General features: G+C 46.0%; 26 protein-coding genes. 22 read left to right on the forward strand and 4 right to left on the reverse strand.

The annotated features are described in order from the left end of the window. The first annotated feature begins 29 nt into the window (after positions 1 to 29). The 12 genes from ftsY (at position 30) to BVG16_RS14030 (ending at position 9,281) form a co-directional block, all read left to right on the forward strand. Positions 30 to 1,037 carry a signal recognition particle-docking protein FtsY gene (gene ftsY, locus BVG16_RS13975; protein WP_078499290.1) on the forward strand — a complete coding sequence of 336 codons (1,008 nt, stop codon included), beginning with the start codon at positions 30 to 32 and terminating at the stop codon, positions 1,035 to 1,037. Between the two features lie 76 nt (positions 1,038 to 1,113). Further along, positions 1,114 to 1,761, forward strand: coding sequence for a PAQR family membrane homeostasis protein TrhA (gene trhA, locus BVG16_RS13980; protein ID WP_078499291.1), 648 nt, complete (start codon positions 1,114 to 1,116; stop codon positions 1,759 to 1,761). Positions 1,762 to 1,871: 110 nt separating this feature from the next. Next, a complete protein-coding gene (locus BVG16_RS13985; RefSeq protein WP_078499292.1) occupies positions 1,872 to 2,222 on the forward strand; it encodes a putative DNA-binding protein in 351 nt (116 codons plus the stop codon). A gap of 22 nt (positions 2,223 to 2,244) precedes the next feature. Next, the gene (gene ffh / locus BVG16_RS13990; protein ID WP_078499293.1) at positions 2,245 to 3,624 is read left to right on the forward strand and encodes a signal recognition particle protein; all 1,380 of its coding nucleotides are present in this window, start codon (positions 2,245 to 2,247) and stop codon (positions 3,622 to 3,624) included. 45 nt (positions 3,625 to 3,669) lie between these two features. Continuing rightward, complete coding sequence (gene rpsP / locus BVG16_RS13995; RefSeq protein ID WP_078499294.1) at positions 3,670 to 3,942, forward strand: 30S ribosomal protein S16; 273 nt, start codon at positions 3,670 to 3,672, stop codon at positions 3,940 to 3,942. Between the two features lie 23 nt (positions 3,943 to 3,965). Further along, a complete protein-coding gene (locus BVG16_RS14000; protein ID WP_078499295.1) occupies positions 3,966 to 4,196 on the forward strand; it encodes a KH domain-containing protein in 231 nt (76 codons plus the stop codon). A 156-nt stretch (positions 4,197 to 4,352) separates the two neighbouring features. Next, complete coding sequence (gene rimM / locus BVG16_RS14005) at positions 4,353 to 4,871, forward strand: ribosome maturation factor RimM (RefSeq protein ID WP_078499296.1); 519 nt, start codon at positions 4,353 to 4,355, stop codon at positions 4,869 to 4,871. Between the two features lies 1 nt (position 4,872). Beyond that, complete coding sequence (trmD, locus tag BVG16_RS14010) at positions 4,873 to 5,610, forward strand: tRNA (guanosine(37)-N1)-methyltransferase TrmD (RefSeq protein WP_078499297.1); 738 nt, start codon at positions 4,873 to 4,875, stop codon at positions 5,608 to 5,610. A 200-nt stretch (positions 5,611 to 5,810) separates the two neighbouring features. Next, on the forward strand, positions 5,811 to 6,029 hold the full coding sequence (locus BVG16_RS14015) for a hypothetical protein (protein WP_408635337.1): 219 nt from the start codon (positions 5,811 to 5,813) through the stop codon (positions 6,027 to 6,029). Positions 6,030 to 6,097: 68 nt separating this feature from the next. Beyond that, complete coding sequence (locus BVG16_RS14020; protein WP_078499298.1) at positions 6,098 to 6,553, forward strand: hypothetical protein; 456 nt, start codon at positions 6,098 to 6,100, stop codon at positions 6,551 to 6,553. A 171-nt stretch (positions 6,554 to 6,724) separates the two neighbouring features. Beyond that, a complete protein-coding gene (locus BVG16_RS14025; RefSeq protein WP_078499299.1) occupies positions 6,725 to 8,344 on the forward strand; it encodes a methyl-accepting chemotaxis protein in 1,620 nt (539 codons plus the stop codon). Between the two features lie 226 nt (positions 8,345 to 8,570). Further along, complete coding sequence (locus BVG16_RS14030) at positions 8,571 to 9,281, forward strand: response regulator transcription factor (RefSeq protein WP_078499300.1); 711 nt, start codon at positions 8,571 to 8,573, stop codon at positions 9,279 to 9,281. Positions 9,282 to 9,344: 63 nt separating this feature from the next. Here BVG16_RS14030 and BVG16_RS14035 read toward each other — a convergent pair whose 3' ends face one another. After that, complete coding sequence (locus BVG16_RS14035; protein WP_158081697.1) at positions 9,345 to 12,770, reverse strand: response regulator; 3,426 nt, start codon at positions 12,768 to 12,770, stop codon at positions 9,345 to 9,347. A 284-nt stretch (positions 12,771 to 13,054) separates the two neighbouring features. Here BVG16_RS14035 and rplS point away from each other — a divergent pair, with 284 nt between their 5' ends. The 3 genes from rplS (at position 13,055) to ylqF (ending at position 15,016) form a co-directional block, all read left to right on the forward strand. Next, positions 13,055 to 13,396 (forward strand): 50S ribosomal protein L19, encoded by a 342-nt coding sequence (gene rplS / locus BVG16_RS14040; protein WP_078499302.1) that lies wholly within the window; start codon positions 13,055 to 13,057, stop codon positions 13,394 to 13,396. A 96-nt stretch (positions 13,397 to 13,492) separates the two neighbouring features. Next, a complete protein-coding gene (gene lepB, locus BVG16_RS14045) occupies positions 13,493 to 14,125 on the forward strand; it encodes a signal peptidase I (RefSeq protein ID WP_078499303.1) in 633 nt (210 codons plus the stop codon). Positions 14,126 to 14,140: 15 nt separating this feature from the next. Beyond that, positions 14,141 to 15,016, forward strand: a complete 876-nt coding sequence (ylqF, locus tag BVG16_RS14050; RefSeq protein ID WP_078499304.1) for a ribosome biogenesis GTPase YlqF — start codon at positions 14,141 to 14,143, stop codon at positions 15,014 to 15,016. Positions 15,017 to 15,074: 58 nt separating this feature from the next. On the opposite strand, the gene BVG16_RS14055 is transcribed toward ylqF, so the two are convergent. Further along, positions 15,075 to 15,617: a hypothetical protein gene (locus BVG16_RS14055; RefSeq protein ID WP_078499305.1), complete on the reverse strand. Its 543-nt coding sequence runs from the start codon at positions 15,615 to 15,617 to the stop codon at positions 15,075 to 15,077. A 104-nt stretch (positions 15,618 to 15,721) separates the two neighbouring features. Between BVG16_RS14055 and BVG16_RS14060 the strand changes: the two genes are divergently transcribed. Beyond that, positions 15,722 to 16,318, forward strand: coding sequence for a TetR/AcrR family transcriptional regulator (locus BVG16_RS14060; RefSeq protein WP_078499306.1), 597 nt, complete (start codon positions 15,722 to 15,724; stop codon positions 16,316 to 16,318). A 107-nt stretch (positions 16,319 to 16,425) separates the two neighbouring features. Beyond that, positions 16,426 to 17,352 (forward strand): AEC family transporter, encoded by a 927-nt coding sequence (locus BVG16_RS14065; protein WP_078499593.1) that lies wholly within the window; start codon positions 16,426 to 16,428, stop codon positions 17,350 to 17,352. Positions 17,353 to 17,462: 110 nt separating this feature from the next. Here the strand turns inward: BVG16_RS14065 and BVG16_RS14070 are convergent, their stop codons facing one another. Beyond that, positions 17,463 to 19,247, reverse strand: a complete 1,785-nt coding sequence (locus tag BVG16_RS14070) for an ABC transporter ATP-binding protein (protein WP_078499307.1) — start codon at positions 19,245 to 19,247, stop codon at positions 17,463 to 17,465. Beyond that, positions 19,244 to 20,989, reverse strand: coding sequence for an ABC transporter ATP-binding protein (locus BVG16_RS14075; RefSeq protein WP_078499308.1), 1,746 nt, complete (start codon positions 20,987 to 20,989; stop codon positions 19,244 to 19,246). The genes BVG16_RS14070 and BVG16_RS14075 overlap by 4 nt, the downstream gene beginning before the upstream one ends. Positions 20,990 to 21,553: 564 nt before the next feature. Here BVG16_RS14075 and BVG16_RS14080 point away from each other — a divergent pair. From BVG16_RS14080 to BVG16_RS14100, 5 genes are all read left to right on the forward strand, one after another. Then, complete coding sequence (locus BVG16_RS14080; RefSeq protein ID WP_078499309.1) at positions 21,554 to 22,180, forward strand: ribonuclease HII; 627 nt, start codon at positions 21,554 to 21,556, stop codon at positions 22,178 to 22,180. A gap of 144 nt (positions 22,181 to 22,324) precedes the next feature. Then, positions 22,325 to 24,355, forward strand: coding sequence for a hypothetical protein (locus BVG16_RS14085; protein ID WP_078499310.1), 2,031 nt, complete (start codon positions 22,325 to 22,327; stop codon positions 24,353 to 24,355). Then, positions 24,352 to 24,669, forward strand: a complete 318-nt coding sequence (locus BVG16_RS14090) for an EscU/YscU/HrcU family type III secretion system export apparatus switch protein (RefSeq protein ID WP_078499311.1) — start codon at positions 24,352 to 24,354, stop codon at positions 24,667 to 24,669. Before BVG16_RS14085 ends, BVG16_RS14090 begins: the two co-directional genes overlap by 4 nt. Next, positions 24,663 to 25,031 (forward strand): YraN family protein, encoded by a 369-nt coding sequence (locus BVG16_RS14095; RefSeq protein ID WP_078499312.1) that lies wholly within the window; start codon positions 24,663 to 24,665, stop codon positions 25,029 to 25,031. Before BVG16_RS14090 ends, BVG16_RS14095 begins: the two co-directional genes overlap by 7 nt. Before the next feature lie 31 nt (positions 25,032 to 25,062). Further along, on the forward strand, positions 25,063 to 25,725 hold the full coding sequence (locus BVG16_RS14100) for a carboxylesterase family protein (RefSeq protein WP_078499313.1): 663 nt from the start codon (positions 25,063 to 25,065) through the stop codon (positions 25,723 to 25,725). Positions 25,726 to 25,741: the final 16 nt, after the last annotated feature.

A 25,741-nucleotide genomic window follows, 5' to 3' on the forward strand; every position in this document is an offset into this window, starting at 1 on the left:
AGCATCTTTGACTTAGATGGAGGGGTACCATGAGCTTTTTTAAGAAGCTAAAAGAGAGCATTTCGAAGAAAACGGAATCCGTGACGAATGTCTTCAAGGATGGCTTAAGCAAGACGCGGACCGCGTTAGTCGAGAAAGTGCAAGATTTGATTACGCGTCGGAAGAAAATTGATGAAGACTTCTATGAAGAGTTGGAAGAAATTCTAATCGGGGCGGATGTTGGCGTCAACACGGTCATGAAATTGATCGATGATTTGCGATCTGAGGTTCGTAAACGCAAAATAGAGGATGCCGCAGAATTACAACCTGTGCTGTCGGAGAAGCTTATCGGATTACTCCGCAGCGAAGAGAATACAGGCCTTCAAATGAACAAGGACGGCATTACGGTCATCTTGTTCGTAGGCGTGAACGGCGTTGGTAAAACAACGACGATCGGTAAGCTGGCTCACCGCTTCAAGCAAGAGGGTAAGAAGGTGCTTCTGGCAGCCGGAGATACATTCCGTGCGGGAGCGATCGAACAACTTGAAGTATGGGGACAACGTGTTGGTGTGGATGTGATTAAGCAGCAATCGGGCTCAGATCCTGCAGCGGTGATGTTCGATGCGGTTCAAGCGGCGAAGCAGCGCGGAGTGGATGTGCTCCTCTGCGATACTGCAGGCCGTCTACAGAACAAATCCAATTTGATGGATGAATTGAACAAAATCTACCGCGTGATTCAACGTGAAATTCCTGGAGCTCCGCATGAAGTACTTATGGTTCTTGATGCAACAACGGGGCAAAATGCGCTTAGTCAAGCGAAGTTGTTCGGTGAGAAGAGCGGCGTTACCGGCTTGGTGCTTACGAAGCTGGATGGAACGGCCAAAGGCGGCATCGTCATTGCCATTCGTCAGGAGTTGAACCTGCCGGTGAAATACATTGGATTAGGCGAGAAAATGGACGACTTGCAGGAATTTGATTCCGAACAATTTGTCCATGCGTTATTCGCTGGCTTAATCCGTGACGCTGAAGAATTGGAAAACGAAGAAAAAGTAGAGTAGACTAGGAATAACAATCGCACATTCGCCTAGGATGCGTATACGAATGAAATACCACTGGAAAGAAAGGAAGTGCAGTATGGCAGACACCTACACGTATTCAAGACGCGAAGAAATTGCAAATGCCATTACTCACGGAATCGGAGCATTTCTGAGCATTGCGGCTTTAGCGCTGCTTATCGTTTTCTCGAGCCTCTTCGGTACGGCGTGGCATGTCGTGAGTTTCACGATCTATGGGATAACGATGCTGCTGCTCTATGCTTCGTCGACGTTGGTGCATAGTTTTCCCGAAGGCAAGGTCAAGGATTTGTTCGAAATTTTTGATCATGCGTCGATTTACTTATTTATCGCAGGGACATACACGCCGTTTCTGTTCGTTGTCGTTCGCGGAAGCTTAGGTTGGACCTTGTTCGGGATTGTCTGGGGCATCGCGATATCAGGCGTCGTATTTAAAGCTTTCTTTGTGAAGAAGTTCCTGTTTCTCTCCACGTTGTTCTATGTTGCGATGGGCTGGTTAATCGTATTGGCGTGGAATCCTTTGGTGGATACCTTAGCTACTGGGGGAATTGTACTCCTCGTTGTTGGCGGGTTATTGTATACGCTTGGAACGGTCTTCTATGTATGGCGGGGATTTCCATTCCATCATGCGATATGGCATATGTTCGTCTTAGCAGGCTCAGCAGCTCATTTCTTCGCTATTCTGCTGTATGTCTTACCCATAAATTAATTATTCGAAGATGTTAAGGTAAAAGCCTTGACATCTTCTTTTATTTTCAGTAAGATAGGTGATGTTGAATTGCTGTAAAGGACTTTTCCTTGACGGAGGGAGTTGCTCAGGTGAAAGAGGAGAATATGCTCGACAAAACGAATCGGGTGAATCTGCTGTTTGACTTTTATGAGCCGCTGTTAACAGAGAAACAGCAGACATTTCTGAAATGTTACTTCCACGATGATTTCTCATTAGGCGAGATTGCAGCGGACTTTAACATCAGCCGGCAGGCGGTATATGAGCACATCAAACGAGCCGAGCAAATACTCGAAATGTATGAAGAGAAGCTTGGACTTGTGCGCAAATTCGAAATGCGTCATACTTATATAGAACAATTAAATGAGATACTTAAATATATACCCTTAGAACATCAAGAACAGGCGAAGCAAACGTTGATGAGCCTACAGAACATGGAGTAAATTGTGGACGGAGGTGACTTGATTGGCATTTGAAGGATTAACGAATCGATTATCGAGCGTATTCAGTAAATTACGCGGTAAAGGTAAGGTTTCCGAGGAAGATTTGAACGAAGCGATGCGCGAGGTTCGCTTAGCTTTACTAGAAGCCGATGTGAACTTTAAAGTCGTGAAAGAGTTCATCGCCAAGGTGAAAGAGCGTGCACTAGGTCAGGAAGTAGAGAAGAGCTTCACGCCAGGCATGGTCATTATCGACATCGTTAATAAAGAATTAACGGACTTGATGGGCGGAACGAATGCCAAGCTTGCCAAAGCCAACAAACCGCCGACAGTGATCATGATGGCAGGTTTGCAAGGGGCCGGTAAGACGACGACAAGCGCTAAGCTTGCGAAATTGCTTCAGAAGCAGAATCATAGACCATTAATGGTAGCAGGCGATATTTATCGTCCGGCAGCGATTAAGCAGCTTCAAGTTTTGGGTGAGCAGATTAAAGTTCCTGTCTTCACGTTAGGTGATCAGACAAGCCCGGTTGAAATTGCTCGTCAAGCCGTTGAACATGCGAAAGACAATGGTTTGGACTATGTGATTATCGATACAGCAGGCCGCCTGCATATTGATGAGCAGCTTATGGAAGAGTTGAAGCAGATTCATGCGACGGTGAAACCGGATGAAGTCTTGCTGGTTGTCGATGCGATGACAGGGCAGGATGCCGTGAATGTTGCGGACAGCTTCAATAAGCAGCTTGAATTGACAGGGGTTGTGTTAACGAAGCTGGATGGAGATACACGCGGTGGTGCTGCAATTTCCGTTAAAGCTGTTACAGGATGCCCGATCAAGTTCGCGGCTCTTGGCGAAAAGATTGATGCACTCGAGCCATTCCATCCGGAGCGGATGGCATCGCGGATTCTGGGTATGGGCGATATGCTCTCCTTAATTGAGAAAGCACAGTCCAATATCGATGCTGAGAAGGCGAAGGAAATGGAACGCAAGATGCGCGATGCATCCTTTACGTTCGATGATTTCCTTGAGCAAATGCAGCAAGTGAAGAAGCTGGGTCCGTTGGATCAGATTCTAGACATGATCCCAGGCATGGGCAAAGTGAAACAAATGAAAGATCTGAAAGTCGATGAGAAGCAAATGGGTCGGATTGAAGCCATTGTGCACTCCATGACTGCGAGAGAACGTAATGAGCCAGATCTTATCAATCATAGCCGTCGTAAGCGGATTGCAGCGGGGAGCGGAACGACATTAACCGATGTGAACCGCCTCATCAAGCAATTCGATGATATGCGTCGCATGATGAAACAGTTCTCAGACATGATGGGCGGCGGCGGTAAAGGCGCCAAAATGATGAAGAACTTAAAGAAGCAAGCTGGAAAAGGCGGTATGAGACCATTTAGATAATGGTTCTAAAATGTACTTGTTAATTAATTTAGGGAGGTGAATTTCGTGGCAGTTCGTATTCGTCTAAAACGCATGGGTGCTCATAAAGCTCCTTCTTATCGTGTCGTTGTTTCTGATTCTCGTTCTCCTCGTGATGGACGTTTCATCGAGGAAATCGGTTTCTACAACCCGGTTGCACAACCAGCAGTTGTAAACATCGACGAAGAAAAAGCATTAAAATGGCTTCAAACGGGTGCTCAAGCTTCTGATACTGTTCGCAACTTGCTTAGCAAAGCGGGCGTAATGACTAAGTTCCATGAGCTTAAGCAACAGAAATAAGCTGTTGATACGGAGGAAATCGTATGGAAGATTTAGTAAAAGTTATTGCTAAGGCTTTAGTCGATCATCCGGAGGATGTTCACGTCGAGGTTGTGGAGAAGGAACATGTCATTGTCTACGAGTTAACGGTGAATCCTGACGATGTTGGGAAAGTCATCGGTAAGCAAGGACGGATCGCCAAAGCACTTCGTACCGTGGTCACATCTGCAGCAGTGAAAGTCAATAAACGGGTAACCGTTGATATTGTCTCTTAAGGACAACGATGAAGGGGTTGGGATGAATGTCCCAGCCTTTTTTCGTACAACAATATAAGGACAAGTAAAAATAAATACTTAGATAGAAGAGCATACTTGTTTTCAATAGACGAGAACATGTTTACACATAGATGATGACCAATTTAGGAGGTTCGCATGACTGAGAAATTGTTTACAGTGGGAACGATTGTGAATACGCATGGAATTCGGGGTGAGCTGAAAGTCGTCGCACATACGGATTTCCCGGAGGAACGTTTTCAAAAGAAGAGCAAATTATTTATGCACCATGCAGATACGCAGCAAACGATCCCCGTTGAGGTGGAAAGCTCGCGTTCGCAAAAAAATATGTTTGTGATTAAATTCAGTGGATTTAACAATATTAATGAAGTTGAGAAGTATAAGGGCTGGCTTTTGAAGGTCTCGGAATCTGACCGCGAAGCTTTAGATGAGGACGAATATTACTACAGTGATATTATTGGGTGTCAGGTCGTGACGGATGAAGGAGAAGAGCTTGGGGTGATCCATGAGATTCTGAGTCCGGGAGCGAATGATGTATGGGTTGTGAAGCGCAAAAAGGGCGGCGATGTATTATTGCCTGTCATCGACGAAGTGATTCTGGATATTAATATCACCGATAAGGTGATTCGAGTGCATATCATGGAAGGGTTGCTGTAACATGCGTATGGATGTCCTTACCCTTTTTCCGGAGATGTTCGAAGGGGTATTCAATAGCAGTATTCTAGGTAAAGCCAAAGAGAAACAGCTTATTGAATTAAATACGGTAAATTTCCGTGAGTTCTCGAACAATAAGCATAACACCGTGGATGATTATCCTTATGGCGGAGGGGGCGGGATGGTACTCCAAGCAGAACCGATCTTTGGGGCGGTAGAATCATTATTAGAACCGGATGCGCCGCGCCCTCGCGTGATCCTCATGTGCCCTCAAGGGGAGACCTTCACACAAGCGAAGGCCGAAGAGCTGGCGAAGGAAGAACATTTGATATTTATCTGCGGGCATTATGAGGGCTATGATGAACGAATCCGGGAGCACCTCGTGACCGACGAACTCTCGGTTGGTGATTATGTACTTACGGGCGGCGAATTGCCTGCTATGGTCATTATAGACAGTGTAGCGAGACTTCTACCCGGTGTCCTTGGCAATGAAACATCCGCGGTGACGGATTCATTCAGTACGGGGCTGCTGGAGTATCCGCATTACACCCGGCCTGCTGAATTTAGAGGCTGGAAAGTACCTGACATCCTTCTATCTGGGCATCATGCCAAGGTGGAGGAGTGGCGTAAGCAGCAGTCTTTACGTCGGACGGTTGCCCGTAGACCTGATTTACTCGAGCGTGTGGAGTTAAATAAGAAAGAAAAGAAATGGCTCCAAGACATATTGAACGAACAACCTTAACGAAACGAAATATTGAGTTTTTTTCTAGGAAACACTTTCCAGTTATTTGACTGGGAGGTGTTTTTTTACATTTATGCGTTCAATCTTTCATGCAAGTTAGTATTCTATGAAAATATTAAACAGTAATCTAATACTTAGCTTATAATCGTTTAATTCGCGTTTAGTATGATAGAAGGTATTATTGGGATGGAGTGAGCAGAGTGAAGCCGATGATGTTAGATTTCTGTCAGAAGCGCGTACCAGTATTCCGTTATCATGCAAACGTAGACCTATCATCTTTGGAATACAAAATGATTGAGTATCAATATGATTTTATGTTTCGCAAGAAATGGCGTTGTATTATGTCGATTGACCTGTGCGGCCAGGTAGCGATATTTAAATACAAGGATGGAACAAAATTATATTTGGAAGTTGCCTAGATATTTCCTAAGATGAAGGACTTCGGTGATGGCGAGCTATTTATTAAGTTTAGGGAGTTATTAGCAGCATGCCTTTGCCCTCTTATGTCAACGAATATGTCCATGGGTATACAGATGAATTTGATCAACAGATTCAAGTGATCCAAGCGGAATTGTTGAACTTAGATTTATGTCAGAATCAAGACGCAGGTATTCAAATGCTTGTGCAAGCAACACATACACTTTATGAATGTTCAAAGTCCATGGGGTACAAACCACTCGTTCACCTCACGTATGGGATGGGAGAGATCCTAGAATATATGAGGAAGGGTCAAATCGCGGTGGACACAGCATTGACGAGTATTCTATATCATGCAACAGATTATTTGCTATTATTACGTCACACTTGGCTGGTAGGACCAATAGACTCCATTTCGATACAGCCGTTGTTCGTGCTTTTTGAACATATTCGACAGCATAATTGGATCTCAGATGAATTAGACGTGGGCCGTTTTACTGAACAGCTAGGAAGCAAGGTGAAGTGAATCACGTTTTTCCGTATGAAATTGGAGGGATGAACACATCGTATAGCAGGTTTCATGTTTACAAAGTGTTAGGAGTCGATGAAGTGGTGGGGTCATTGTGAGGGCCTGTTTTAATGGCAATGATCATGTCTACATCGGCGCGGCGAGAAATGGAAGGGGACAACAGAGAAGATGAAGGTCAGAATCAGCGTTAAATTAATCGTGATATCCGTACTGCTATTAACGGTACCCACCTTTTTTACAGGATTAACAGCGTACAATATATCCAAAAAGCGGTTGGATGAAGCGGGAATGATTAACCTCAAGAATAATGCGCATATGGCCATCGCACTTATCGACGTGTTAAATAAGGAGGTTGAAGAGGGAACGCTTACCATTGAACAAGCACAAGAGCAAGTGAAGAAGACCATCCTAGGTCCTAAACAAGCTGATGGTACACGTCCGATTACGGAGCAATTTAATCTAGGAAAATACGGTTATCTTTTTATTCTAGATACAAAAGGGAAAGCGCTCGGCCATCCTACGATTGAAGGGAAAGAGATGTGGGATGCAACCTCTGCCAACGGCGAATTTTTCGTAAGAGAACAAATTGAAGCAGCCAAGGCAGGGGGCGGTTACTCCTATTTTGAATATAATTTGCCTAATTCCGAAGAAGTGGAGCAGAAGATCACATATTCGGAGCAATCGCCGCATTGGGGTTGGATCGTATCAGCAGGATCTTACATGTCCAGTTTCAATGAAGGTGCCAAAGAAATTGCTATGAAAATTGTACTCACATTCGCGATCAGTCTGGTTCTAGGTATTGTGATTATTCTTTACTTCTCGAGACATATTTCAAGACCGTTAAAAATGATTGCTGGCCAATTAAATAAAATTGCAAGTGGGGATCTGTCCGTAAGTCCTTTGCAATTCCATATGCGAGGTAAAGATGAAGTCGATGAATTAACGATGTCTTCGAATGCGATGGTCGAGAATTTAAAAGATCTCGTGGGACGAATCATCATGTCCTCACAGAATGTTGCCGCAGCTTCGCAAGAAATATCTGCTACAACCGAGGAAATCGCAGCCGGCGGTGTTGAACAATCGACAACCGTACATGCTGTGAATGAACTGTTCAAAGAACATTCGATGGCGATCAATGTCGTAGCCCAAAATGCGGAGATGGCCGCAGAATTGTCCGATCTAACGCAGCAGAATGCCATCCAAGGTGGACAGGATGTTAAGGAATCTGTTCAAGCGATGAATCATCTTTCTAATCAAGTCTCACGGTTACAACAAGAATCGGAACAAATCGGAGAAATCATCGAAGTGATCGACGAGATTGCAAGACAGACGAACTTATTGGCGTTAAATGCTGCCATTGAAGCAGCAAGAGCTGGGGAACACGGCAAAGGCTTTTCCGTTGTCGCTGGTGAAGTTCGCAAGCTTGCTGAACGAAGTGGCGAAGCGACGAAGAGAATTGCTGGAATCATCAAAGGAATGCAGCAAAATATGGAGCAAAGTGTGCATTCTGTGAATGGGGCGGTTGTGCTGACGGAGCAGACAGGTCACAATTTCAATAAGATTCTCGATCAGGTCGTAGACATGGCGCGACAAGTGACAGAGATTGCAGCAGCTAGCGAAGAACAGGCAGCACAAACGCAGGAGATGCTGCATTCCATCGAGAGCATCTCTGTGGTTAGCCATGAATCTGCGGCAGCAGCGCAGCAGACCGCAAGTTCAAGTCAGGAACTGGCACGATTAGCGGAAGAATTAAATGAGATGGTATCCAATTTCAAGTTACAAGCATAATTGAACCTCTTGCTCCAACAGACCTTAGGCATCAATAAGCTATTGATGCTTATGGCTGTTTTTTTGTATCCTAACAGTTTCCTAACACTTTCATTTAGATAGACGATTTTGTCGGAATATAGTATATTGGGAACAGAAATTAGTTTAAATTTTAAATAAGTATAAGATTTGTGTTAAAAATTATGCACAAATTTGTTAAATTTTGTTATTAAGGGTGAACTTCTCCATGGATAAAGTACTTATTATCGAAGACGATAATATGATTGGTGAGATGATGACGATGTACTTATCAGAAGAGGGCTACTCAGTAAAAAGAACCGACAGTGGGCTGGAGGGATTACTTGAGTTGGAACGCTTTCGTCCCGATGTCGTTTTGCTAGATTTGGTATTGCCAGACATGAATGGCATTGAATTATGCAGCAAATTGAGGTCGGCTACATTGGCTCCAATCATCGTCGTATCGATGAAGATGGAAGTATCTGATAGAATAAATGCTCTGCAGGCGGGTGCGGATGATTTTCTAAGTAAACCGTTTAGTATGCGAGAGCTTACCGCAAGGATAAACGCAAATATTCGAAGAACGCATTTGTATGAACAATTAGTATTGCAACGGGATCATCGAGATGTAACTTCGGAAATGGCGGAAATTATTGTACTGGATTCCGAACGAAGATCACTATATGTGAATCAACGTTATGTAGAGACAACATTCTCTGAGTTTGAGATCATGAAATTATTCTGTGCGAACCAAGGCAAGGTATATACGAGAGAAGAATTAATCAATACTCTGCGCGGGTTTGATTCCTTCGTGACAGACCGTGCGATCGACGTTCACATTGCGAATTTGCGGAAAAAAATCGAAGAAAATCCCAAAGAACCGAAATTTATTAAAACAGTATGGGGTGTGGGATACAAATTTAATGTGCATCCAGAATAAAAGAGACAACACAGTGAGGATACTTTTCACCGTGTTGTTTTTTTTATTCCGTTCATTGTTAGATTAGTTGGTAGAGGACTCTACGATCTGGTGTTCCATAAAGTGCTTCAAGGCGAACAATACATGAGATAATTCCGTCTGTAAATCTTCTAGCTGCACAAGAAATATCGGATCATGGATATCGATGCCATGCTGCATGGATTGTTCCAATTGCGTGGCTGCATCAAATAATCTTTGCACGGACAAATTCCCAGCCGTGCCCTTCAATGTATGTATCATGCGCATGGCGGTCGTCTTATCTTCAAGATCCAGCACATCGAGGAATCGTTCCATAAAATGTTCGTTATCTCGACGAAAAGTCGTTAGCATCCGGGTAAAAATATGTATCTTATTATTCAAACGGTAGATGGCTTCCTCGACATGAATCCCATAATGCTTCAACATTTGAAATGGGCTCGAATGCTGTAACTCGTTGGTAAGCAACAGGGATCGATCTGCATCTTGTGGTGCTAGCCACTTCGAGATGGTGGAATACATCTGCTGCACATCGATGGGCTTCATGATAACGTCATTCATCCCGGCTTCGAGATAGGTCTTCTGATCTTTTTGAAAGATATTTGCGGTCATAGCAATGATCGGCAAACGTTCGTAACCTGCTCGGCTTCGAATGCGTTTGGTGGCTTCCAGTCCATCCATGTCAGGCATATGAATATCCATCAGGATGAGATCCCATTCGAAGGAATTAAGCAGCGTTAACACTTCGTATCCATCAGACGCAATACCGACAGAATACCCTCGGCTCTCCAAGAGTTCGATCGCAATTTGTTGATTGATTTCATGATCTTCCGCCAATAAAATGCGATAAGGCTTTTCTTGCGTAACCGCTGTCTCGATTTCAGTGAAAGGTATTCGCTCTATTGGTTGTTCATGTTCGAATAGATTTCGGATCGCACATTCGAGCGAGCGAATATGGAATGGCTTTAATAAGATTGCGTGCGGTTGGTATTGCTCGGGCAAAGATAGAATGGCGTCCCGCCCCAAAGCCGTAGTCATCGGAACGATGACAAGACCTTTTTGTCGGGCAAGGCTGTGCATCCGTATCCACGTCTCCTCGCCATACATATCGTAACATTCCATGTCTAACATAAGGATCTCTGCCCGTGTATTTTCATGCCGAAGGATTTGCTCAGCTTTTTTCCAGGAGTGAATACACTGGACATCAAGCTCAAGCGCTCGTAGCATACGTTCCAGATGCGAGCGCATTTCATCATGATCTTCCACAACAAGAATAGGATGACCTTGCAGTGAAGCCTTGGGTTGTAAGGAACCTGTAGAGGATTGCGGCGTGAGACGAAAGGGAATGGTGAAGAAGAAGGTGCTTCCCACGCCGACGGTACTATGAACCTCCAAATTTCCTTGCATCACCTCGACCAGCTTTTTGGCAATAACCAATCCAAGGCCTGTCCCACCGTATTTACGGCTTATTGAGCTATCCGCTTGCATAAACGGCTCAAATAGATAAAGCTGCTGTTGTTCAGATATACCAATACCTGTATCTGTAATGGAAAAGCGAATTTCAAGCGTGTCAGATGTTTGACGGACGGTTTCGGCATGAATGGTGACGGTACCTTTATTCGTAAATTTAATGGCGTTGCTGATCAAATTCAATAGAACTTGCTCCATACGTAAAGGATCGCCCACGACGTATTGGGGCCAGTCATGGGGGAGATCAATCATCACGTCCAGTTCTTTTTTGGACTGCAGGATGCTTACGGTGTCTGATAAGTTATGAAATAATTGATATAAATGAATGTTGGTTTCCTCCAAGTCAATTTTTCCGGCTTCTACCTTGGAGAAATCGAGGATTTCATTAATGATCTGTAATAACGTCTGTGATGATGATGAGATTTTGTTGACATAATCTTGCTGGACGGGTGTTAGCTCTGTCTTCTGGATCAGCTGCGTGAGTCCAATGATGCCGCTAAGCGGTGTACGTAATTCATGGCTGACCGTGGCTAGAAATGCGCTTTTGGCTTTATTGGCATTCTCTGCCGCTTTTTTGGCTTGCAGCAATTCAGATTGATTGCGTTTGGATTCGGAAATATCGCGGCATATTCGAATATAGCCAATGATTTTGCCGTTATGATCCAGCATCTTATTCACGTTGACGGAGACGGGAATCCGCGTTCCGTCTTTATGCCGGTAATTGGCTTCTAGATCATAAGACGTCTGATCATCCGGGAACATGTAGCGAAATAGAGATAAGTCAGGCTGAACCGTTTTGCCTATGCGTTCGGAGATCTGGGCAGCGTATTTCTTAATATCATCCATGTCTTGTAAGAGCATAAGATTTTCTTTGCGAATGATCTCTTCTGAAGAATACCCCAACATTTTTTCGGCAGTCTTGCTAAAATAGGTGATTTTAAAGTTGGGGTCCACAACAATGATGGCATAATCATTCTGATTAATGATGGCTTCGCCAGTAACGAACTTCTGTATAACATTCGATAAGAAGGGGAATCTTTTTAAATAATACGCTAATAATAGATAGGTCACGACTACCGTCACGAGAATGCCTATGCTGGAATATAGAAAAATCGTGCTGGAGTAATTTTTAAGTTGCGACATCGGACCTTTAGAAGGGGTACTAACAGCTACCGACCAATTCGTAAGTGAAATCGGTGCGTAACTGATATATTCTTCGCCAGCGGAGGTCTGAATGCACTCAACGCCGGTAAGCTGATCCTTCATTTTTGCAATAATGCTCTCTAAGCCCGTCTCGGATGCAGGGAATTTGCTAATCATCGTGTACCGAGGCTCAGGGTGGTAAATAATTTGACCATCTGCATCTATAAGGAAAGAATATCCTGAACTATTCGATTGATAGGACCCCATGATTTGAGGGAACGATTCTAGCAGGATATCTGCCGCTACATATCCGATCGGTTCTGAACCATAAATAATCGGATAAATAATACTGATGACCCATTTTCCTGATGCTGCATCAATATATGGTCGACTGTAGGAAATCTCTTTTGAGGAACGCGCTTCCTTGTACCATTCTCTCGTGGTAAGGGAATAATCCGGCGACGAGTGTTTGAATCCGCTACCAATATAGAAATTGCCTTTCTCGCTCGCAATCCAGACAAGAGACAGTCGCTGGTTGGAAGCCGCAATGGCATTTAGCGCATTCATCGCATCCTCATAATGGAGATCTTGGGTTATATCAGAACGGCGATCAGCACTTTGCAGAAATTGAATCATATCTTGATTGGTAGTCATTTGCTCAACCAAAGTTCCGTATTCCTGAAATAAAGAGCTGATCTTCTGGGCAATTAGCGTACTTTTGCTCGTTAATGTGTTCTCAATGTCATGCACGATTGTTTGTTTGGTTTGGTAGTAAATGGCGATACCCGTGAGCGAAGAAATGAACATGATAGAAATAAGAATTATAATAGATAATTTGAGAGAGATTCGATCTAACTTCATTCCAGGTCTTTTCCATGAAGACTGTCCCTTATTCTCCATATGCTTCCTACTTTCCTGGTTTCGTGAATTACAATGTTTGTCGTTGTATTATAGCATTTGTTACCAAACGGGTGGATGAAATTCTTTTGCAATATTCATAGATTTTTTCTGAAAGTAAACTTGTAATTTCGAAGAAAGCATGTTAAAATGGTCTTTGTGTGAATTCGGTGGTCCTCTACGAACGATGATGCGGAGCTAAGCTCCCTGAGACGTATGAACACCTGAGTGGAAGGAGGGAGTCATAGATGAATATCGTACAATTGATTACTCAAGAACAACTTCGTAAAGATTTACCGAACTTTCGTCCTGGTGATACTTTGAAAGTACATGTAAAAGTTATCGAGGGATCTCGTGAGCGTATCCAGCTTTTCGAAGGTGTTGTAATTAAGCGTCGTGGTGGTGGCATCAGTGAGACTTTTACAGTTCGTAAAATTTCTTACGGTGTTGGTGTGGAAAGAACTTTCCCACTTCATTCCCCGAAAATCGAGAAAATCGAAGTGGCTCGCCGTGGTAAAGTGCGTCGTGCGAAGCTTTATTATCTTCGTAATCTTCGCGGTAAAGCAGCGAGAATTAAAGAAATTCGTTAATGTAAGACCAAGGGGCTTGTTTAACAAGCTCCTTTCGCATTTCTAGCGGTATGGAAACGCTTTGAAATAGGGAATGTAATATAAGGAGGGAATACGATGACGAATCAAACGGATTTAAATGGGGATGTGTCAGAGCCAAACGATTCGCAACAGCAGCCTGCGAACAGCAAGCTGAAGAATGAAGCGATCGAATGGGTCAAGGCAATTGCAATTGCCGTAGTATTAGTAGTAGTTATTCGTTGGTTGGTATTCGCTCCCTTCATGGTGGACGGCCCATCCATGCAACCGAATTTTCATACGGGCGAACGCGTCATTGTGAATAAGTTCTTATACGATTTCCGTGCGCCAAAGCCGGGTGAAGTTGTTGTATTTCATGTTCCGCAAGAGAAACGGGATTACATCAAACGCGTAATTGCGGTCGCTGGTGATACGGTGAAAGTTCAAGGCGACGATGTATACGTAAATGGTAAGAAAATAAGCGAAGGCTACATTCAATCGCAAATTGATGAATATCAGGCCAAAGGTGAGCCATATAATAATCTTCGTGATTTTCCAAATAGCGAAGTGACAGAAGATAAGGTACCTGAAGGACATATCTTCGTGATGGGGGATAACCGCCGTAACAGTACCGATAGCCGCATGATCGGGTATGTAGACCTGAAAGAAGTCGTTGGCCGTGCTGAACTTGTATTCTGGCCGCTGAACGATATTACGATTGTAAACCACTAAGGTAGGTGAAAGATTGTGACGATCCAATGGTTCCCTGGACATATGACGCGAGCGCGCCGAGAGATCCAGGAAAAGTTAAAGCTCATTGATGTCGTGATTGAGCTATTGGACGCCCGTCTTCCGCTGTCTAGCCGCAATCCGATGATTGATGAAATTTTACAAGGGAAACCGCGTATGATCGTGTTGAATAAAGCCGATTTAGCGGACCCTGCGGTGACGGAAAAATGGGTAACGTATTTTAAAAATAAAGGCATTTTGGCCTTTCCGGTCGATGCTGCCACAGGTACACGTGTTCAAGATATTCCTGCGCAAGCAAAGGTTCTGTTCCACGATAAAATTCAGAAGCAAATTAGTAAAGGGATTAATCCACGAGCGATTCGCGGATTAATTGTGGGTATTCCGAATGTCGGTAAATCCACCTTGATTAACAAGCTGGCTGGTAAAGCGATTGCAGCGACAGGGGATCGCCCAGGTGTGACCAAAGGACAGCAATGGATTAAGATCGGCAAGGAAATGGAGCTGCTGGATACACCGGGGATTCTGTGGCCGAAATTTGAGGATCAGGAAGTAGGGTATCGATTAGCCGTGACGGGTGCCATTAAAGAACAGGTCATTGATATCGCAGAGGTTGCATTCTATGCGGTGAAATATTTGACCCAGTATTATTGGGATACGCTCCAAGAACGATTTGATCTATCCAAGAAACCTGAGAATTTCGATACACCGGATGAAGTGGTCGAGGTGATGGAGGAGATCGGACGGAAGCGGGGCTGCATCGTTAGCGGCGGACGCGTAGATCTCGAAAAAGCCTCCGGCATTATTCTTCGCGAACTTCGCGCTGGTAAATTAGGACGGATTTCCATGGAAGTTCCATTATCCTTCATGCTATAAAAGATAAAACGTGCTCCTTCATTGAAGGGCACGTTTTTTTTGTACGTTTTACGTAGAATTATAGTGTTTCTTTGGACTTACGCGGGAATAAGGTGTAGCTAAAGCTAATCAGAAAATCGATACCAAGGACAAGTGACCAGACCCGTATTACCTTCACGAGGGCTTCCGTTTTCCCTGCATCCTGAACCATCCAGATGACCCCTAGTAATAGGACACACCCTACCACCCAGGCCAAGAAATGATGCAGCCATCCGATTCTTTCATAGCGAGCATGTTCTGCACCGTATTTCGGTTTTTTGGTCGGTTCAGGACCTTTCGCAAATAAATAGGCAAATCGTTGATCGGCCCATTGAATCATTCGATGTCCGAAGGCGATGGATACCCCGATATAGATCGCGGCGAGTCCATGAATAAAAGTCGCTTCTTTCCCGCTTCTTAAATCAATAATCGTGGCAATCAATAACGCTAAGTCGACAACAGGCGTACAGAATAGCAACCAGGCTCCAAGCTTCTTCATCCGCAGGATATATCGACTGAATAAACCCGCAAGGACAAATAACCAAAAACCAATCTCACAACCAATAATAAAAGCAGTAATCAACAGGCATTCTCCCTTAAAATGTTTTTTAATACACATGTATTATTAAGAATGAATTTATTTTAGCATGACTGTATTAAAAAAGACAATAGTGATATACTAAAAATATGCCTAAAATTGTGAATCATGATCAACGTCGGGAGCTACTTGCAGAAGCAGCTTGGCGTGTTATACGCAGGGAAGGGTTGGAAGGAGTGTCTGTACGTCGTGTTGCAGAGGAAGCTGGCATGTCGCTAGGATCGCTGCGGCATTATTTCGTGACACAGTCCGAGCTGCTTGCTTTTTCCATGCAAATGGTGTCCGACAGGGTCAATCAACGCATTATGAAATTAGCTTTTAATGGCAATCCCCGGCATGATATCGAAATCGTTATTCGTGAACTTATGCCTCTAGATGAGGAGCGTAGGGCAGAAGCCGAGGTCTGGCTGGCTTTTTCGGTGCGAGCACAGGTAGACGCTGCGTTAAAAGAACTCAGTCAGGAAGTCCATGGATCGCTGTATGATGGATTTCGCAAAATGATCGACATGCTGGTGAAAATGAAACTCACGCCGGAGGATATAGATGCGGAACAGGAAACGAAACGTCTTCACGCATTAGTGGATGGGCTTGTGGTCCATTGCGTGTTGAATCCAGAACGATTGGATAGCGATGAGATCTGGAGAATCGTGATGTACCATCTAGATCGGATTATCGTGAATCGTTGAAGACCAATCCATAAGTGGTCTTAAAAAAAGGATATTCCCAGCGCGGCAGAATCTGGTACAATCAAATGGAAGAAAGTACCTAGATGATAGAAAGAGCAGATGCCGCGATGGGAATATTTTTTCATATTTTATTGAATAATGTCCTTCCGATGAGCGTCATGATCGGCATTGGCATTGGGTTGCAGCGGGCTTTTAAGCTGGATATTAAGACGCTGTCGAAGTTGAATTTCTATTTGTTTTCACCAGCGATGATTTTTAATCTACTCTATACAACGGATATATCGGCTCAATTGATCGGGCAGGTTCTTTTATTTTTCGTCATATTCATGGTGGCGCAGTATATCTGTGTGGAAGTGGTCATTCGACTGCGTGGGTATAAGCAAGGGATGGTCGGCGCAATGCGTAACAGCGTGCTCTTCTATAATAGCGCGAATTACGGGATTCCATTAAACCAATTGGCGTTCGCAAGCAATCCTTACACATTGTCCGTTCAGGTTATCATCATGATGATGCAATCCTTAATTCCGAATACATACGGTGTATACACTGTGAACGCGCATAAAGCGGATATGAAACAGATTTGGCGAACCATTGCTTCGATGCCGATTCTGTACGTGATTCCGGTTGCCTTTCTCATGAGGGGATTTCAGGTTCCGATTCCACAGTTCATCGATACGCCGATTGTGTATTTGTCGAATGCATTTATCGGAACGGCACTGACGACACTAGGGGTACAACTAGGCAACATGGAGTGGCGCGTAGATCGCATATTGATGGCGGATGTGAGTATCTCAGCCGTATTGCGTCTTGTACTTGGTCCCGTGCTAGCTGCACTAATTGTATGGGCAATGGACCTAGATGCGCTGATGGCTTCCGCGCTGATCGTATCTTCAGCAGTACCTACGTCACTAAGCAGTGCCCTACTTGCCGTGGAATTTGATAATGAACAGCAATTTGCTTCCCAATCGGTGTTCGTATCGACGATTTTAAGTATTATTACGGTGACGGTCGTTATTTTCATGTTACATTTATGAGTAAAACCTCAACTACCTCTAACCTTGGCCACTCGAAGATGAGCGTCCGCGTTAGAGGTAGTTTTCATTCACTTGAAGATCATCACTATCAGCCATGAAGAGGAAGCAAGTTAGTCCGTACAATTGGCATAGACCTTCACAGGGGATTGCTCTCCTTGCCACAGCAGTTGCATCTCTTCACTAGTCGCGAGCAGCTCAGATAAGCTGCCTTCCGCTTCGATCCGGCCGTCCTTCATCACGATGATATGATCTGCCTTTGCAAGAGCTGCCCTGCGGTGAGATACCGCAATACAAGTAACGTCACGTTCTTTGAATATTCCATCCCAAATCTGCTGCTCCGTCTCCACATCCAGCGCACTGGATAGATCGTCGAAGATGAACAAATCAGCCCCCGTTATCAACATCCGTGCAGTGGCTGCGCGCTGAATCTGTCCTCCAGACAGCATGACGCCTCTAGGTCCTACGAACGTTTCCAGCCCTTGCTCCAGATCCTCAATGTCCTTTTCCATGACGGCCAAACGAATGGCTCGTTCCAAGACTTCTTCAGCACGGTCTTTTTTCCCTTGCACGATATTCTCTCGCAAAGTATCGCTGAACAAACGAGGAACCTGCGGCGTGTATGCAGCGCGAGGAGGCATTAGGAAGGTAGCCGGATCAACCACTTCTCCGTTCCAGCGAATCGCCCCCTCTTGTTTGGGCAGCAGTCCAAGCAGTGTCCGAACAAGCGTCGATTTACCAGAACCGATACGCCCAGTGATAACAAGGAATTTGCCGCGTTCCAGCCGGAAATTGATATCCGATATGCCATTTTCTGAATTTGGATATTGATACGATAAGTTGCTGACTTCAAGCTCGCTGAGCTTCTCTTTCGGATCTCTGTTGATCGCAGTTAGCTCTGGAGGGTCCTCATTGAGATAAGTTTCCCGTGCCTCAATGATCCTGTCCTCCTCACCCGGGCGGAACAATGTCCGCATCCGATCAAAGGATACCTTCAGCCGTTTGTGCTGAAATACCATATAACCAAATAGTGAAATACTGTAGCCGATGTTTGCCAGATATGCCGTAAAGAGTGCAAAATCTCCAACTGTAAAATGCCCAGCCTGCATCTCAGCAGCACACATCAGAAGGATCAGCCCTGTACAGATACTAAGCACATGCTGGTTAAGTGATTTCATCCACTGCTTGAACAGATTATCCTTTAGCGCTGCCTGGCGGCGTTCTTCGTTCAGCTTCGTAAAACGCTCATGAACATGATCCTCAGCCTGCCCCAGCTTCAAAGCTTGAACCGCCCCAAAGGTTTCCGCGATAAAGCTGGTAATGCGTCCGGTTGCCTCACGGTTTTTCTGCCCGTAACGACGAGCTCTGTTGCCAGATAGATTGTTAAGCAGCGTTACAACCACAAATGGCAAAACAGCGACCAGCATGATCTTCCAGTTAATGCTCGCCATAATGACAACGGAAACTAGTGTAAAAACGACCTTTCCCCAGAAATCCACCCAGGATTCCACATACTCAACAACCTCATCCACATCATCGCGGAAGCGGCTCATCGCCTCGCCTGGTGAAGCCGGCAGATTCCGTCCTGGCCAGCGCATAATGCCTGCCAGCATATTCGTTCGTAGAATAGCCTGAATGTGATAGATATACGTTATCCACTGGTAAAATGCCGCAAAAAATGTCCCAACTCTTATAACCCTTACGGCAGCGATGAAGATCAACGGTACAGCCAGCCACAAATAATCAGTGGAATTCGCTGTGGCACGGTCAAAGAACCACTGCATCCCGAGTCCAATCAATAGCGGTAGGGAGTGAAATATACACCATAACAAGCCGTTAACTAAAAACAATGAAGGTCTAAAGCGGAATAAGCGCCCTATAAAACCAGTGATCGTCATGCCAATTCCTCCTCACTGCCCATCATCAGCAGTCTGGCATAATGCGAATCCGGATCTTGAGCCAGTTCTTCCCGTGCTCCAAATTCCAATATTCGGCCATCACCCAGCACCATAATCTTATCCACTTGCTCCAGCGTGGCCAGCCGGTGCGCAATAATGATCCCTGTACAACGACTCATCAGCTGATCGACCGCCACCTGCAGCATCGTTTCTGTTGCCGCATCCAGGCGTGAAGATGGCTCATCTAGAATCACCAAACTTGGCTGTGTCAAAAATACTCGAGTTAACGCAAACAGCTGTGCTTCCCCTGCGGACAAGGACGCCCCGCCTGTAGACAGATGGGTATCTAGTCCTTCCGGCTGCGCATCGATCCACTGCCGCAGTCCCAGCCGCTCCGTTGTTTCCAACACAAATTCATCGGACACACAGCTATCAAACAATGTCAGATTGTCACGTAGTGAACCATCAAACAGCTGTACATCCTGCGTAACCATGCCAACCCGGCGATAAAGCGCCGGAAGCTTCAACTTCGTGATATCCGTACCGCCCACGCGGATAACCCCACTGTCGATATTGTACAGGCGAAGCAGGGCCCGGCTAAGACTTGACTTCCCGCTGCCGGTGCGTCCGATAATGCCAAGACGTTCCCCTGGTTTAACTGTAAAATTAATGTCTTTTAACACCGGTTTATCCTCGTTGTAGCTGAAGTTGACTCCCTTGAACTCCAGATCCAGCGCTCCCGCAGGAAGATGATCCTGCTCTCCGTCCACAATCTCGCTGCGGTTCGATAGCAGCTCTCTGGAACGAAGCATGCCAGATTTCGCTTTTTGAAACTCCTGCACCTGGTCACCCAGCCTCTCAATCGGGTCATTCAGCATCTGTGTATATTGATAAATGAGGAAAAGTGTTCCAAGGCTAATCTCACCGCGCAAATAATAACGAACCCCTAATAACAGCGCGGCGGTAACCGCAAGGGCAAACAGGATAACCGTGGTGTTCCATGGAACGACCCGGAGCATCCAAGCTTTTCTTCCTTTCAGGAACACGGCGCGCATCATGCGATGAAACCGATTCATCACATAAGGCACATTACCGTTGGCCTGCACATCCTCGATCCCTGCAATACGCTCTTCAATCAATCCGAACAGGGAAGCGCTGGCTTCACGTTCTTTTTTGGATGAATTGACACCCAGATTGCGGATGAACACCATGAACATGATCGACACCAGCGTAAATACCGTCATCACGATGGCGATCGGCAAGTTTACGGTAAACATAAACCCTAAAATTCCAGCCAGCAGCACAAAACTCCCGATGACCTGCACGATAAACATCGCGAAAAAGTTCGAAATGCTTGTGACATCACCATCTACCCGCTCGATCATCTCGCCAGGCATTTTCAGATTATGAAACCGCATATCCAGCCGCAAGCAATGCTTCAGGAGATCCCCGCGAAGCCGGTTCGTTGCACGCCACGAAATGTCGTTTCCGAGATAACTGACAGCCACTGTAATCAGTTGGTTTACTACAGCAACAATCAGGAATAACCCCGCGAGCTGAATCAGACTAGCTAATACCCCGCCACCAGCTGCCGTATCAATGAAGCGTTTGACAATCTGCGGATTCAGGAGCTGTATCCCTGTCGACACGAACAGCATGATGAGCAAAATCATCAGCCGACCTTTGACCGGGCTCAAATATCGCAGCAACCATGACATGGATACTTTCTCATTTTTGGGCACTGTGCCCACCCCCATATGTAAGAAAATATATATAGAAAGAACGCCACTTTATGACCGGCGGAAAGATTATTGCTCAAATCATGTATAATTCTCTCAAATATAATGATAAATAATATGACTATTGTATAATAACTTTACACAATAATGATGGTAATAAATGATTTAGAAACAAATTTTATACAAAAATATAAAGGGGTTTCTAAGAAAGCATTTTCCCGCAGAATGAAAGAAGACCATATGCGAAATGGGCAACTTAAAATCTGGCTTCAATGTGCAAATCGCATGAGAGTAAGTAGAAGACGGAGAGAGTAATGATAAAATTTTTCTCCGACTATCGAAGTCAGAATCGCACGGATTGTCCTCGCAAAGCAGTCTGTAAAAAGGCAAAAGGAAATTGAGAAATCCGGGTAAGCTCTCTTTTTAATAAGCGCCAACATGGCTTCAATTGGAGAAATTCACCGATAAGTCGTCCGGGAGATTCAGTTCCTAGGGCGTTTTTTTGTGTTAAAATGAGAGAAATGGATTGATAGAGTTAGAGTTGATGGAAGATATGAGGTGTTCTTGATGGAAGATATGTTAGCATTCGAACGGCAATATGCAGCAGAGCAGTATCGCGCAATTGCCGGAATTGATGAGGTGGGGCGCGGGTGTATGTTTGGCGATGTTGTCGCAGCCGCGGTGATCTTACCCCAAGGACTTGAAATTGATGGGATCAATGATTCCAAGAAATTATCTGAGAAAAAACGCGATGCGTTATATGACGTCATTATCGCGCAAGCGGTAGCTTATGCTGTCGTGCGAATTGACGCAGAGATCATTGATCGGATTAATATTAAACAGGCGGCACGTCTGGCGATGAAGCAAGCGGTGGAACAACTCCAGGTTCATCCTGATTTTCTATTGGTAGACGCAGAAAAAATAGATTGCGATTTGCCGCAGCTGGCACTCATCAAAGGGGATGCGCGAAGTCAATCGATTGCAGCCGCTTCGATCTTAGCGAAGGTAACGAGAGACCGACTGTGCGTGGAAGAATGGGACGCGATGTATCCAACGTACGGCATTGCGATACATAAAGGGTACGGGACGAAGCTGCATCGAGAAAAGATTGCAGAGCTAGGCCCAACGCCTATGCATCGGAAAACATTTATTCGTAATATCATGCTAGATTTGGAACAACCGGTATTATTCTAGTACAGAACGAACTGAGCGTTATACAATAGAAGTATAGCGCTGCTGCAATGGATGATCGTTATGTTTTACGGGGATCCGACCGATAAATAGGGTAGAGATTGCTCTCGAATGCCGTCTCGCATGGAGAGACGAGGAGGGATTGTTATGAATATCGGACAAATGGTTCGTGGGCTTATGGGCGATGTAAAAGCCGGTGACGCGAAACAGTTAGAATTGAAATCAGGACAAGTGGTCCGCGGGGTCGTGAGCCAAGTATCAGATGATGGCCAGGAAGCGGTCATGAATATTAATGGTGTACAGGTCAAAGCAAAGCTAGAATCTCCTTTGGCGCCGGGACAGACCACGATGCTGCAGGTACAGCCCGAGACATCGAATGGGATGGTCGTTCTGAAGCCGCTGCAAGCTTCGCCGAATGTTCCGATTCCAGAGCAGTCGATGGGGGATGTGTTAAAATCTGTTGGACTGCCGGATCAGAAATGGTCGCGCGAGTTGGTGCAGCTTATGCAGCAGAATGGTGTGCCATTAACGAAGGAAAATGCGGAGACCCTGCGAAATCTCATGGGGAATTTACCGCAGGGAGTATCGCAGGAGCAGTGGATGCAAGCTTCTGCACTTGCCTTTAAGCGGGGTCTCCCGTTGACGCAGGAGACGGTGAAGGCGTTACATCAAGTGCTGTTCGGCAAATCTTTGCCGCAGCTTTTAGTGACGTTGCAGGGTCAGCTGGCGGATGCGCTGGACCTGGTAGATCGCGCGAGCTCTGCGACGCGCGAGGGTAGTGCGGCCCCGCAGCAAGCTGCAGGCGGGGCGGGCTCGGCGCAAGCGCCGGCCGCAGCCGGCGGCGCGCGCGCGGGCAGCACACCGCTGCTGCTGACGCAGGCAGCAGCGGTGCTGCGCGAACTGGCCGCGGCGGCACAGCCCGCGGCCCCAGCGCCAAGCGGCACGGCCGGCACAGCCGCCGGGCCGCAGGCGGGCGCGCAAGCTGCGCCAGGGGCGAACGCCCCGAGCGCAGCAGCGCCTATGGGTGCGCCGGCTCCGCAAGGCGCACCGGCGGCATCCGCAGCCAGCACAGCTGCTGCGGCAACGGCCCAGGCAGCAGCGACGACCGCAGCGCAAGGTGCTGCTCCCGCTGCCTCTTCGGCGCCCGTACCTGCGGCGCGCCCGGCAGCATCAGGCCCGATGACAATGCCTATGAATGGCATGACGGCTGAACAACCAAGCACGAGAACAATAGCGGCGTCGGTTCAATCATCAAGTGGCACTGCGCAATCTTCGGCACCAGCGACGGCTGCAAGCATTCCGTTAGCACAGGCATCGGCGGAGATGCTTGCATCGGATGCGCAAGCACCTAAGCCGACTTCAGAGCCATGGATCGGCCGTGTCTTGAAGCTCCTCGGCGTGGAGCATGAACAATTGACGTGGAAGTCGTTAGACGGGGCCCCGAAAGGAAGCCCAGCAACAGCTACCACCTCGCTTGATCCTGCACCACCGAATGCTGCAATACTTGCTTCTGGTCAAGAAGGTATCAAATCCGGTAAATTCATGGCTGATGCCCTTATACGGCAAGATATCCAATTGGGGAATGGAACACCCCCTCATCCTTCCGCAGCGGGAACAACGTCAGCCCCAGAGAATCTCAAGAGTGTACTCATGCAATTACTTCAAGCGGATGATATCCCGTCTGCCATGAAGGATACCGCTCAGCAGTTAGTGCAGCAGATTACGGGGCAACAGTTGATGCTCTCGAATGATCGTTCGTCTACATTTGCGCATGTGAGTCTGTTTATCCCGTTGACGACCAAGGACGGCAAGGAAACCGCAACCGTACATATTCAGACCCGCAAAGGTAAACGCGGGGAGCTTGACGCAGGAAACTGCCATTTGTGGTTCGATTTGCAATTGCAAGCGCTGGGTCGCACGATCGCAGATGTGCAGGTGGTCGACAATATCGTTTCTTTGAAATTTCATAATGATCAAGCATGGCTTGGAGAGTGGATGCAAGAACGTCGTTCGGATATGGAGCAGGCTTTAGATCGTATTGGATACCAATTAATCTCTTTGCAGACGGCTCCGCTACCGGAGAAACCGGATGTTTCGGTTCCAATCGATATGCCAAGCGACAATCCGGCGCGTCCTTTTACGCCATCTTCATATAAAGGGGTAGATCTGCGCGTATGAGTACGTCCCATTCGAAGCAAGAAACGCCCCCAGAAGGGTTTCGTCTGAAGAAAGCCGTTGCGCTCAAATATGAGCCAGGCTCATTGGAAGCACCTACCTTGATTGCCAAGGGAAGAGGTCAGCTCGCGCAGGCGATTCTGGATAAAGCCATAGAAAACGGCGTCCCGGTTCAGGAAGATCCTTCTCTTGTAGAAGTACTGTCGAAGTTGGACTTGGATCAACAGATTCCTGCGGAGCTGTATCAGCTCGTAGCAGAAGTTCTTAGCTTTGTGTACCGCTCCGACCAACAAGCAAGAGGCGTGGACAAATGGTGAATCGAAGAGCCATTGGGTCGGAAGCGGAGAAGCAGGCCGAAATCTATCTCTTGGCCAAGGGATATACCATCGTGGCTAGGAATTGGCGATGTCGCAGCGGGGAAATCGATCTCATCATGCGCGACAAGGATGTGCTCGTGTTCGTTGAGGTACGTAGTCGAACGGGCACGACTCGGTACGGTATGGCCGTGGAATCCGTCAACTATCGCAAGCAGAGACAAGTTCGTGCGACTGCGGAAGTATATCTGTACCAACAAGGGAATGCGCCAACACAGGTTCGTTTTGATGTGGTTACCGTGCTGTTCCAACCCGATGTCAGCGGCAAGCAGATGGAGATATCCCATTGGATGAATGCATTTTAGGCAGAACCATGGAATGTGAAGGAGGATAACGATGCAACAAATGGTATCACGATTGCAACAAACCGTAACCAAGACGCTTGAATTGAACTATGTTGTTTATTTGCCATCAGGCTATGATCCGTCAGCGGATGTGAAATGGCCGATGATTTATTTTTTACATGGAATGAATCAACGGGGCGATGATATCGAATTAATTAAAAAATATGGTATCCCTCAGAATTTGGATGCTGGCGAAGAACTTCCATTCATTGTCGTCTGCCCACAATGTGCAACCAACTCATTCTGGCCGTTCGAGAACGAGTCGCTCATTACATTACTAGATAACATTGTGAATGACTATCATGTAGACGAGAATCGGATTTATTTAACGGGTCTAAGCATGGGCGGCTTTGGGACATGGGATCTCGCAATGATGCATCCCGAACGTTTCGCTGCGATCGCTCCGATCTGTGGCGGATCTATTCCTGGTCGTGATTTATCTCCTTTGCGAGAGATGCCAATCTGGACGTTCCATGGGGATCAAGATCCAGTGGTGCCGATCCAATTCACACAAATGATCGTATCCGGTTTAGAAGCTATGGATGCCAAAGTGAAATTTACGGTATATCCAGGCGTAGAACATGATTCTTGGACAGAGACATACCGGAACCCTGCATTATATGACTGGTTCTTGGAACATACAAGAGAACAATGAACGGTATAATACGAAA

The sequence above is a fragment of the Paenibacillus selenitireducens genome (assembly GCF_002021565.1).
Taxonomy (GTDB): Bacteria; Bacillota; Bacilli; order Paenibacillales; family Paenibacillaceae; genus Paenibacillus_K; species Paenibacillus_K selenitireducens.